Annotated in this window: 10 protein-coding genes; 4 read left to right on the forward strand and 6 right to left on the reverse strand. The window is 66.6% G+C overall.

Annotated elements, in window-relative coordinates:
- Window positions 1-16: 16 nt before the first annotated feature.
- A complete protein-coding gene (locus L8G49_RS12795) occupies window positions 17-2,842 on the reverse strand; it encodes a pitrilysin family protein (protein WP_242186208.1) in 2,826 nt (941 codons plus the stop codon).
- 377 nt (window positions 2,843-3,219) lie between these two features.
- Complete coding sequence (locus L8G49_RS12800; RefSeq protein ID WP_242186209.1) at window positions 3,220-3,585, reverse strand: hypothetical protein; 366 nt, start codon at window positions 3,583-3,585, stop codon at window positions 3,220-3,222.
- A gap of 169 nt (window positions 3,586-3,754) precedes the next feature.
- Here L8G49_RS12800 and L8G49_RS12805 point away from each other — a divergent pair, with 169 nt between their 5' ends.
- Window positions 3,755-4,246: a hypothetical protein gene (locus tag L8G49_RS12805; RefSeq protein WP_242186210.1), complete on the forward strand. Its 492-nt coding sequence runs from the start codon at window positions 3,755-3,757 to the stop codon at window positions 4,244-4,246.
- Window positions 4,247-4,340: 94 nt separating this feature from the next.
- Here L8G49_RS12805 and L8G49_RS12810 read toward each other — a convergent pair whose 3' ends face one another.
- Together L8G49_RS12810 and L8G49_RS12815 are read right to left on the reverse strand one after the other, a co-directional pair.
- Complete coding sequence (locus L8G49_RS12810; RefSeq protein ID WP_242186211.1) at window positions 4,341-4,634, reverse strand: hypothetical protein; 294 nt, start codon at window positions 4,632-4,634, stop codon at window positions 4,341-4,343.
- A 1-nt stretch (window position 4,635) separates the two neighbouring features.
- The gene (locus L8G49_RS12815; RefSeq protein WP_242138662.1) at window positions 4,636-4,827 is read right to left on the reverse strand and encodes a DUF6771 family protein; all 192 of its coding nucleotides are present in this window, start codon (window positions 4,825-4,827) and stop codon (window positions 4,636-4,638) included.
- 321 nt (window positions 4,828-5,148) lie between these two features.
- Between L8G49_RS12815 and L8G49_RS12820 the strand changes: the two genes are divergently transcribed.
- Both L8G49_RS12820 and L8G49_RS12825 read left to right on the forward strand, forming a co-directional pair.
- On the forward strand, window positions 5,149-5,682 hold the full coding sequence (locus L8G49_RS12820) for a DedA family protein (RefSeq protein ID WP_242138661.1): 534 nt from the start codon (window positions 5,149-5,151) through the stop codon (window positions 5,680-5,682).
- A 73-nt stretch (window positions 5,683-5,755) separates the two neighbouring features.
- Window positions 5,756-6,133 (forward strand): VOC family protein, encoded by a 378-nt coding sequence (locus L8G49_RS12825; protein ID WP_242138660.1) that lies wholly within the window; start codon window positions 5,756-5,758, stop codon window positions 6,131-6,133.
- Between the two features lie 28 nt (window positions 6,134-6,161).
- Here the strand turns inward: L8G49_RS12825 and L8G49_RS12830 are convergent, their stop codons facing one another.
- Complete coding sequence (locus L8G49_RS12830) at window positions 6,162-6,329, reverse strand: hypothetical protein (protein ID WP_242186212.1); 168 nt, start codon at window positions 6,327-6,329, stop codon at window positions 6,162-6,164.
- Between the two features lie 137 nt (window positions 6,330-6,466).
- A complete protein-coding gene (locus tag L8G49_RS12835; protein WP_242186213.1) occupies window positions 6,467-8,602 on the reverse strand; it encodes a penicillin acylase family protein in 2,136 nt (711 codons plus the stop codon).
- A gap of 145 nt (window positions 8,603-8,747) precedes the next feature.
- Between L8G49_RS12835 and clpB the strand changes: the two genes are divergently transcribed.
- The gene (gene clpB / locus L8G49_RS12840) at window positions 8,748-11,327 is read left to right on the forward strand and encodes an ATP-dependent chaperone ClpB (RefSeq protein WP_242186214.1); all 2,580 of its coding nucleotides are present in this window, start codon (window positions 8,748-8,750) and stop codon (window positions 11,325-11,327) included.
- Window positions 11,328-11,349 lie beyond the last annotated feature (22 nt).

An 11,349-nucleotide genomic window follows, 5' to 3' on the forward strand; every position in this document is an offset into this window, starting at 1 on the left:
TCTCTCCTGAATCAGCTCAGCGCGCGTCCGCTACGGACGCCGCCGGCACCACCTCGACCGGTAGCCCGATGCTGTCAAGCTGGCCGCGGACCTTGCTGGCATCGCCCACCACGACCCAGACGAACTTCGACGGGTCGAGCGCCTTGCGTGCCGCAGCGTCAAGCTCGGCCGCGGTCATCGCGCGATATTTTTGCGGGAGGGTCGCGTAGTAATCGTCCGGACGGCGATACAGCGCGTTTGACTGCATCGCGCTGAGCACTGCGCCGGACGTCTCGAAATTCCCTGGCAGCGAGCGAATCGCATCGGTGATCGTCCGGTCGAATTCGGGCTGGCTGATCCCCTTGGTGGTGAGGAAGTCCTTTACGTCGCCCTGCAGCGCGATGATCGATTCCCCGGTCTTGTCCGCCTGGACCGGGGCATAGAGCAGATACGGCGTCTGGAATTGCGCACGGCGGAACGATCCCGACACGCCGTACGACCAGTGGCGCCCCTCGCGCAGATCGAGATTGACCCGCGACACGAAGCTGCCGCCGAGTGAATCGTTGGCGGTGCTGACCGCGAGCAGGTCATCGGTCCCCATCAACGCGGTGGGCGCGCCGCCGAGGATCAGCGACTGCGGTGAATCCGGCCGATCGACCAGCACGATGCGCGGCGTCGCCGGGGTCGTGGCGACGGTGAAGTCCTTGGTGCCGCGCGCGCCCGTCGGGGTCCAGTCGCCGAAGCGGGCGTCGAGCGTCGCCCGGACCTCGGACAGCGGGCGATCGCTGACGACGAAGATCGTCGCGGTATCCGGCCGGAGCCAGCCGTGCTGGAACGCGATCAGGTCGTCGCGGCCAAGCGTGGCGACCGCCTTGGCATCCCCGCTGCCCGTCCCCTTGGCATAAGGCGAGGCCGCACCGTAGATCAGCTTGGGATACACCCGCGTCGCCAGCCCCTGCGGACTGGTGAGCTCCGCGGCGATGCGCGACAATTGCTGGTTCTTGAGCCGCGCGACTTCGGCCGGATCGAACTTCGGGTTGCGCACGATGTCCGCGAACAGCTCGGTCGATGCCGCGAGATTGGCGCTCGGCGTGAACAGGGTCAACGTCGTGCGGTCCGCGCTCGACCCGGCCGAGACGCTCGCGCCGAGGCGTTCCTTGGCTTCGGCGAGCGTGATCGAATCGCGGGTCAGCGTGCCCTCGCTCAGCATCGCGAGCGTCAGCTGCTGCGTACCGAGCTTCCCCGGCACGTCCGCCGCGACGCCCGCGTCGAAGCTGATCACCGCCTGGGTGATCGGCACGGCATCGCGGTGCGCATAGACGATCTCGATCCCGTTGCGGAGCCGGGCGCGCTCGATCCGGGGATAGACCAGGTCGGTCAGCGTGCCGACCGGCGGCAGCGCGCCGCGCGTGCCCTTGACCGCGGATTCGGGGGCGGTGACGACCTTGGCGGGCGGGGTCGCCTCGACATAGGCGTCGCGCGGACCGGGCACGACGGTCAGGCCGTACACCGGGCGCGAAAGCCATTTGGCGGTCGCCGCCTTGACCTGCGCCGGCGTCTCGGCAGCCAGCGTGGCGAGCTGTTTCTTGTAGAAGCCCGGATCGTTCGAATAGAGCTCGCCCTGCGCCAGCGCGACCGCCTTGCCGCCGAACCCGCCGGTCGACTCCAGCCCTGCGATCGTCCGCGCGGCGTCGCGCGTGGCCACGCGCTGGACCTCGTCCGCGCTCGGCCCGTTCGCGAGGAACTCGGTGACGATCGCGTCGAGCCGCCCGGCGACCAGCGCCGGATCGACCCCGGGGCGGACATCCGCGCTGATCGAGAACATGCCGACCTGCGCGAACGTCTCATTGTCCGCCGATACGCTGACCGCGAGCTTTTCCTTGCGGACCAGCGCATTGTCCAGCCGGCTGCTCGACAGCCCGCCGAGCGCGCCGGCCGCCACGTCGAGCGCGACCGAGTCCGTGTCGTTGAGCCCGGGCACCGCCCACATGCGGTAGATGCGGGTGTTGGCGACGCGGTCCTTCATCACCTCATATCGGGCGGCGGGCAGCGTCGGCACCGATGCGGCCGGCACGACGCTGTCGGGCCCCCGCGGGATCGCCCCGAAATATTTGGCGACCAGCGTCTTCGCCCGGGCCGCGTCGATATCGCCCGACAGCACCAGCACCGCATTGTTCGGCGCATAATGCCCGCGGAACCAGCTCTTGACGTCCTCGACGCTGGCGGAATCGAGATCCGCCATCGAGCCGATCGTGGTGTGGCCATAGGGGTGCGTCGCCGGGAAGAGGTTCTCGACCTGCTTGTATTCGACCAGGCCATACGGCTGGTTGTCGCCCTGCCGCTTCTCGTTCTGGACGACCCCGCGCTGCTCGTCGACCACCGCCGGCGTCAGCGCGCCGAGCAGATAGCCCATCCGGTCGCTCTCGAGGAACAGGGTGCGTTCCAGTGCGGCGGCGGGAACGGTCTCGAAATAATTGGTACGGTCGAAATAGGTCGTGCCGTTGAGATCGGTCGCGCCGATCGCCTTGGTATAGTCGAAATACTCGCCCGGAGCATTCTCGCTGCCGTTGAACATCAGATGCTCGAACAGATGCGCAAAGCCGGTCTTGCCCTTGGGCTCGAACTTGGACCCGACGTTGTACCAGACGCTGACCGCGACGACGGGCGCCTTGCGATCGGTGTTGACGATGACGCGCAGCCCGTTGGGCAGGCGGAATTCGCTATAGGGGATGTCGACCTGACGGACCAGATCCGCGACCGGAGCGGGCTTGGGAGTCGCGGCGGGGGCGGTGCCCTGTGCAAGGACGGGCGCGGCGATCGCGGCGAGCGCGACACCGGTCAGCGCAAGGAGCTTGACGGTCATGACGGATGGTTCCCCCGGATGTCAGGTCGTTGACGAGACCCTGTATGGCACAGGTATAGCGGGGCGATCCGGCGTGGCAATCGGGCCGCCGTGGCGCGGCGCGCGGGCGGAAGGTTAGGCGAAAGTCAGGCGGAATGCGTTTGCGAAGCGCCCCGCGTTTCGCGCGGCGTGGGGAAGCGGGGCCAGCGGGTGCAAGGAGCGTTGGGGGAAGGTTCGGAAAGCGTTCGGCGAGTATAGCAGAGGCCATCGCTGTAGGACAGGCCGGGGTCGGCGGCGTAATCATGTTGGCGATGGCAGGCGTAGTGGTGACAGCTCTGTGGCGGGTACAGGGCTAATCAACGCTCGTCTGCAGATCGGCTTCCTCCCGACAGCGGACCCTACGACGCTTCCTTATTGGTCGGCGCAACCAACGTGGCTATCTGACCGGCAGCGGCCGAAAGTAGTGCAGCGGGAAAGGCGAGTCCGACGAGAAAGAACAGACCGACGACCAAGAGCGGGCCGGCCCCCGAATTCAGCAGCATCACCGGAAGCTGTGCGAATATGATGATTACACCGGCGGACCATCCCCACAACCGCAGCCAGAAGCCGCTTACGGCGGAAGCCGCTAACGCGACAGGATACCATTTGGTCAAGAAGTCCGCAGCATCCCAAGGCTCGTTGGCACCGGTCACGTCGCAGACCATTTGCCAGTAGAGCAACGCGAAGGCGGAAATTGCTATCAGAAAGGCCGAGCGAAAGAGCATTCGGTCTACGTCTCACGCCGAAGCGCGCGTCACAAGTCTTCCTTCGCGGAAGAGCGGACGGACCGGACAGCCGGATTGCAGACGTTGATGCGGCACATTGATACGCTAGAAAGCGGACGATCTGCACCCATTGTCGTCAGCGTCGCAAATCGAAACCAGGGCGGAACGCATGAAACGCTGTATTCTGCTTGCCTTCACCGCGCTCGTCGTGAGCGGCGCATCCCATGCCACGCCGCGAAATTCGGTAGCGATAAGGGAAGTCGTCAAAAACTTGGACCTGACGCGCTTCCCAAACTCGGTTGGTCCGCGACGTCTGTCGGGCAAGACTACGTTCGCCGACTATGGCTTCGTCACTGTCGTCGAGCACGGCGCAGGGGCGAGTCTCTTTCAGCAGGACAAGAGCTGGGTGATGCGCTTCCGTATCCTGTCAGCGGGGCCGCATTCCCTGCGCCTTTGCTTTCATGATCGCGGCCTGGCTCGAACGGGTGAAGCGGCCACACCCAGCTACAACGCGACCTCGGCGCTCCTCGTCTCCAAGTCGCCGCGCGGCGCGTGGACCGCCAGACAGGTTCCGGCGGGGTTTGCGACCTGCAAGAATGATCCACTGGCAGCCCGGGAAAGGTCCCGACCCGGAAGCCGCCCGTCCGCAAGCGAGCGATGATGGCGCCGCGGTGGCGACGGACGGCTCGCTGGACATGGCCGACGTCGAACGTCGCGCGCCCGTGCCGGACGGCGCCCACCCTCCTTCCTGCGGATCACCCCCGCAAGCGGCGTTGCAGGCGCTTCCACGCGCGCTCGTCCGCGCCCCATTCGGGAAAGGTCGGTGGCAGGGGTGTGGGTCGGATATCAACGGGTCGCGCGCCGCACTGCGAGCAGCGCAGAACGCCCGGCAGGTTGTCGACCGCCCCATTCACCCGTTTGAGGAAACACCAGCGCGCGAGCCGGTCGCGGTGTACCACCCCCTTGTGCGCGCAGGAGCCGCAGACGCAGCCCACGTTGACCTGATGACGGGTGAAATCGAACAGCGTTCGGAATTTTACGGTGCCCACATCAAAGCGGAAGCGCCATCTGGCGCGGGTCGCGATCGCTGGGGAATCCCTCCAGCGCACAGACGATCGTTCGCGCCAATTCGGCGGCGGCGGCTTCCCGTATGCGTTCGCTCGGCGCGGTCAGTCCGACGCGGGCAAAGCCGCTGCTGGTGAGGAGGGCATGGGCGATCAGGTCAGAATCGGGCTGGGTCATGACCCTTATGTTCTACATCTGTTCCGATTCGTCCAGCGCGATTTTGTCCGGAGCGTCCGGCTGTGGCTTGTAAAGCAGCCGGTTTTTTACGGTGGGGGCCGCGCGCCCGCTTTCGCCCGTTGCGGACGTCCAGGTGTGCAGACCGAGGGACCGGGAGCGGACGTTCGTTTGGCGTGCTCTCCCGTTTGCTCCACCCCCGAGCGCTTCCAGCCGCGCGCTCAAGCCGCTCGACCTGGACGCCAAGGCTCGGTAGCGCGGGGACTGGAGCCTTCGGGTTTCGCCCTTCCCAAGCCGCCTGCGGGGACCATTGCCCTGGAACACGTGATTTTGCGCTATGGTGTGATCGCCATCTTCCTGGGGGCGGGCATCGAAGGCGAACCGTTCGCGCTGGCCGGCGGCGTGCTCGCCCACCGGCACTGGCTTTCGCCGCTTGCCGCGACGGTGGCGTCGATCGGCGGATCGTGTTTCGTCGACCAGCTGTGGTTCCATCTCGCTCGGCATTATCGGCAGAGCCGGCTCGTCCAGCGCGTGGCGCAGCGGCCTGCGTTCGCACGCTCGCTCGTCCTGATCGAGCGTCATCCGGTGTGGTTCGTCCTGCTGTTCCGCTTCGCCTATGGTCTGCGCGCGGTGGCGCCGGTCGCGATCGGCGCCTCGCGTCTGTCGAGCCGCCTGTTCGTTCCGCTGAACGTCGTTGCCGCGATCGTGTGGGGCAGCCTGTTCACGGCGCTGGGCTATTGGATCGGGCCACAATTCGAAGCGGCGGAGGCGCGCTATGGCTCCGGCATCGCGGTCGCCACGGTCGTCGTCTCGGTACTGGTGCTGGTCCTGGCGCTCCGTCGCGGGCGGGGGGGATGACCTGGCGGATCGCGCATAGTTGCGGACATCGCCCATCAGAGGCATCCTCGCTGCGCAACGCAAGAGGCGTCGGATGACACAAGAACCTGCGGTCGGAGCCTTCGCGATCGTTCCGAGTAACGACCTGGCGGCCGCAGTGCCATTCTGGCAGCGGCTGGGGTTCGAGCGTGCTGGCGGCAGCGAAGACTATCTCATCATGCAAGGATGGGGTTGCGAATTGCACCTGACCCAAGCGGGTCAGGGCGAATGGCGGGTTCCGGAAGCCCATAACCCGTTCGGCGTCTTCATTCGCACGCCGGACGTTGCGGCAATCGCCGCGCGGGTGGACGATCTCGTCATTCGGCCAGGTGGCATTCTCCGGCACCGCGCATGGGGGCTCTACGAGGTCGGCATCGCAGGCCCAGACGGCCTTCTCGTTCGCATCGGATGGCCGTCTGCCTTGATGAAGTGACCGTCCGCGAACCGCAAACCGCCGCCGATCAGCGGTTCTGCTTCGGCTGCTGTCGTCGGCTGACCGCGTAAGCGGTCCACAGGGTCGACGCCAAGGCGACGAACGCAACGCCGAGCCCGGGGACGATCTGTCCAATGCCGAGGGCGACCAACGCAATCGAAAAAGCGACGGCGACATACATCCAAGTCGGAAACATCGATCGGTTCCTCGTCGTTAGGTCTCGAACCTAAGCCGACCCGTTGCCGGAGTCTACGTCTCCTGCATTGATGGCCCAATCTGGCAGCCGCCCCTCCGCATACCGGCGGCTCCGGACAGTTCCCCGCCCGAGCCCTCTTACGGCCGATACACCCGCTCCACGTTGCGCCGCAGGTCCTCGCGCCAGAACAGCACCGGCTTGAAGCGATGCGCGGCGAACAGCGGGGCCTGGTCGGCATAATGCGGCGACTCCGGTCGCGTCGTGGCAGCGCCGAACGGCTGGATCGAGCGCGACTCCACCCGCCCCGCCTTGTCCCACGCCATCAGCATGATGAAGCTGTCGCCATGCTTGACCACCAGCCGACCGTCGGGGGCTTCGTCCCAAGTCGACGCCGCGCGCAGCACGTCGGGCGCGCCGTCTAGCGGCAGGTCCACCTTGCCCTGCCGTAGCCGCAGCACCGTGCCGAGCGGCGGATCGAGCGTACCGAAATGCGTCTGGAGATACGCCGCCGCCTTGGCCAGCGCATCGCGCGGGTCGAGTTCGGGGCGGCGCTGGTAATGCCATTTCTGCCCGGTGCGCAGCAGGATCGCGGCGAGCGCCTGCCCGCTGTGATGCCCGTCGAAGTCGCGGTTCCAGCGGTGCAGCACGGCGAGCGCGGCGCGGAGTTGCGGATCGCCGCGCGGGTCGACCCGTGCGATGTCGCGATACCATTTCGCCGCCCAGCTGTAGCGGCTGATCCCGGTGTCGAACTTTATCCTGAGCAGGTCCGCCTCGCTGATCCGCGGGGTCTGGCCCATTAGCTCGATTGCACGGGTGCCGCGGTTGGTGGTGTCGGTCTCGATCCCGAGCAATGGGCTATAATCCTGCGGGCGCAGTTCCGACCCCTGCCCCGCCGCCTGATACGGCGTGTTGTTGGCGTTGATCAGGAATCCCGACGCGGGGTTCACGTTGCGCGGCACGACCGCGAACGGCACCGTCCCCGGCATCAGCGCGCGCGACGTGTCGCCGGGGAGCAGATGCTGGTAATCATAGCCCGGCCGCCGGTTGGGGAAGCTCGCGTTATAGACATAGGCGATGTTCCCGCGCGCATCGCCGTAGAGAAAGTTGGTCGCGGGAACGCCTTGGATCGCCAAAGCCTGCTGCCATTCGCCAAAATTGCGCGCACGCGTCAGGCGGTAATATTCCTCGACCATGCGCAACTGGTCCGCCCCGGCATAGCGGATCGCAAAAGCGCCGCTCTTGTTGACGATCACCGGCCCCTGCACGGCCCGGTAAACCATCTTGGGGATCGGCAGCACGAACGGCCCGACCCGCACGCCCAACCACACGCGCCGCGCCTGCAACGGCCGCCACGCGCCGTCGAAGCGATAGCGCGTATGCGCGGCGTCGGTGTCGAGCTTGTAGACATCGGTCAGGTCGGGCCGGTTGACGGTGTTGGTCCAGCCGAGATGCTCGTTATGCCCGAGCACCGGGAACGGCACGCCGGGGAAAGTCGCGCCCGAGAAATGCCAGCCGGTCCCCGATTGCACCGACAGTTCGTACCAGGCGACTGGCCCCTTCCACGGCTGGTGCGAATTGGACAGGACGCGCGTGAAGCCATCCGCCGACCGCTTCGGCGCGACGACGAAGGCGTTGGAGCCGTTCTGATTGCCCTCCCCCGTCGGCGGGAGTGCGGCGGGATCTGGCGCATCCGGCGTTGCGCCGGCGCTTTCGCGCGGCAGCGCTTTGTCGCCCGACAGCGCGCCAAGCACAGCGTCCAGCCCGAAGAAGAATGGCGTGCGCAGGACGAAGCCGGTCGCGATATCCTCGCCATTCGCGGGAAACAGCTTGGCAAGTCGCACCTCCCCCGGATGCCGCCGCGCATAGGCGTTGAGCCCTGTCGCATAGGCGTCGAGCAACGCGCGGACATCGGCGGGTTGCTTGAGATAGTCGCGATGCGCGGTCTCGCGCGCGCCGAGCAGCGCGAGCGTGTAATCGACCTTCGCGCCGTCCGCTCCGGTCATCGCGCCGAGCCGCCCGCGCGCCATCGCCACCGCTTCCTGCAGCGTCGCGAAATCGTCCTCGGCATGGGCATAGGCGACGCCGTATGCGACGTCGGGGTCGGTCTTGCCGAAGATATGCGGCACCCCGAAGCGATCGCGCGCGATCACGCTGTCATAGCGGTGCGCTGGCGGCGCGGTCGCGCTGGTCGCCGCGATCGGCTCCCAGAGTGCAAGGCCAGCGGCAGTGACGATGACCACGCCGGCCAGGCCAATCCCGAGTGTTCGCAGCATCCATTCCCCCTGTCGCTCTGGTCTCGGCCAGCTCTCGCGCTATCTTGGCGAACAAGGCGGATTTGTCACGCAATCCGTAGTCTCACGCCTTGTGTTGTATATTTACAACACCATATCGGCGCGAAAGCAACTGTGAGGGTGGTGGATGAACATCGAGAAATTTACCGATCGCGCCAAGGGTTTCCTGCAATCGGCCCAGACCGTCGCAATCCGCATGAGCCATCAGCGGATTGCGCCCGAACATATCCTGAAAGCGCTGCTCGAGGATGAGCAGGGCATGGCGTCCGGGCTGATCACGGCGGCGGGCGGCGACACGAAGCGCGCGGTGAGCGAGACCGACCTGCTGCTGGCGAAGATCCCGGCGGTATCGGGGAGCGGTGCGCAACAGACGCCCGGGCTCGACAATGATGCAGTGCGCGTGCTCGACCAGGCGGAGCAGATCGCGACCAAGTCTGGCGACAGCTTCGTTACGGTCGAGCGGCTGCTCGTCGCGCTCGCGCTGTCGCTCAACACCGCGGCGGGCAAGGCGCTCAAGACCGCGGGCGTGACGCCAGAGGCGCTGAATGCCGCGATCGAGAAGGTGCGCAATGGCCGCGTCGCCGACAGCGCGGGCGCGGAGGACAAGTTCGACGCCTTGAAGAAGTTCGCGCGCGACCTGACGCAGGCGGCGCGCGACGGCAAGCTCGACCCCGTGATCGGTCGCGACGAGGAAATCCGCCGTACGATCCAGATCCTCGCGCGCCGCACCAAGAACAACCCGGTGCTGATCGGAGAACCCGGCGTCGGCAAGACCGCGATCGCCGAGGGGCTCGCTTTGCGGATCGCGAACGGCGACGTTCCCGATACGCTTAAGGACCGCAAGCTGATGTCGCTCGACATGGGCTCGCTCATCGCGGGCGCGAAATATCGCGGCGAGTTCGAGGAGCGGTTGAAGGGCGTGCTCGACGAAGTGAAGGCGGCCGAGGGCGACATCGTCCTGTTCATCGACGAGATGCACCAGCTGATCGGCGCGGGGAAATCCGAGGGCGCGATGGATGCGGGAAACCTGCTCAAGCCAGCACTCGCACGCGGCGAGCTGCACTGCGTCGGCGCGACCACGCTCGATGAGTATCGCAAATATGTCGAGAAGGACGCAGCACTCCAGCGCCGCTTCCAGCCGGTGTTCGTCGGCGAGCCGACCGTGCCCGACACGATCTCGATCCTGCGCGGGCTCAAGGAAAAGTACGAGCTCCATCACGGCGTCCGAATCACCGATGCGGCAATCGTCGCGGCGGCGACCTTGTCGAATCGCTACATCACCGACCGCTTCCTGCCCGACAAGGCGATCGACCTGATGGACGAGGCGGCGTCGCGGATCCGCATGGAAGTCGAGAGCAAGCCCGAGGAAATCGAGATCCTCGACCGCCGGATCATCCAGCTCAAGATCGAACGTGAGGCGCTGAAGCGCGAAAGCGACGCCGCATCGCAGGACCGACTGGTCAAGCTCGACGGCGAACTCGCCAATCTCGAGCAGCAGTCGAGCGAGCTGACGACGCGCTGGCAGGGCGAGAAGGACAAGATCTCGGCCGAGGCCAAGCTCAAGGAACAGATCGACGCCGCGCGGCTCGAGCTCGAGCAGGCACAGCGTGCGGGTGATCTGGCGAAGGCGGGCGAGCTGTCCTACGGGCGCATCCCCGACCTCCAGCGCCAGTTGGATGCGGCGGCAGGCGCGACCAAGGGCGCGATGCTCCGCGAGGAAGTGACGGGCGAGGACATCGCCGGCGTCGTCGCGCGCTGGACCGGGATTCCGGTCGAGCGGATGCTCGAAGGCGAGCGCGACAAGCTGCTCGCAATGGAAGCGACGATCGGCAAGCGCGTGATCGGCCAGCAGAACGCGATCCGCGCGGTGTCGACCGCGGTGCGGCGCGCGCGTGCGGGGTTGCAGGACCCGAACCGGCCGCTCGGCTCGTTCCTGTTCCTCGGACCTACCGGCGTAGGGAAAACCGAACTGACCAAGGTGCTCGCCGAATTCCTGTTCGACGATCCGACCGCGATGGTCCGCATCGACATGAGCGAGTTCATGGAGAAGCACGCGGTCGCGCGGCTGATCGGCGCGCCTCCGGGCTATGTCGGTTACGAAGAAGGCGGCGTGCTGACCGAGGCGGTGCGGCGGCGGCCGTATCAGGTCGTGCTGTTCGACGAGGTCGAGAAGGCGCATGGCGACGTCTTCAACATCCTGTTGCAGGTGCTCGACGACGGGCGGCTGACCGACGGCCAGGGCCGCACGGTCGACTTCACCAACACGATCATCGTGCTGACCTCCAACCTCGGCAGCCAGGTGCTGACGACGCTGGGCGAAGGCGAGGATGTCGCGAGCGTCGAGCCGCAGGTGATGGAGATCGTCCGCGGGCATTTCCGGCCCGAGTTCCTCAACCGGCTCGACGAGATCGTGCTGTTCCACCGGCTCGGCCAGGCGGAAATGGCGCCGATCGTCGATATCCAGGTCAAGCGGATCGCGACGTTGCTGGCCGAACGCAAGGTCGAGCTGGACCTGACCGATGCGGCGCGGCTGTGGCTCGGGCGGGTCGGGTACGATCCGGTCTATGGCGCGCGGCCGTTGAAACGCGCGGTGCAGCGCTATCTGCAGGATCCGCTCGCCGACCTGATCCTGCGCGGGAGCGTCAAGGACGGCGCGACGGTGCGGGTCGACGAGGGCGACGGGAAGCTGGAGCTGGTGGTGGAGTAAGCCTCCCGCCCGGACTGATCCC

Source organism: Sphingomonas sp. CARO-RG-8B-R24-01 (genome assembly GCF_022662295.1).
Classification (GTDB): Bacteria; Pseudomonadota; Alphaproteobacteria; order Sphingomonadales; family Sphingomonadaceae; genus Sphingomonas.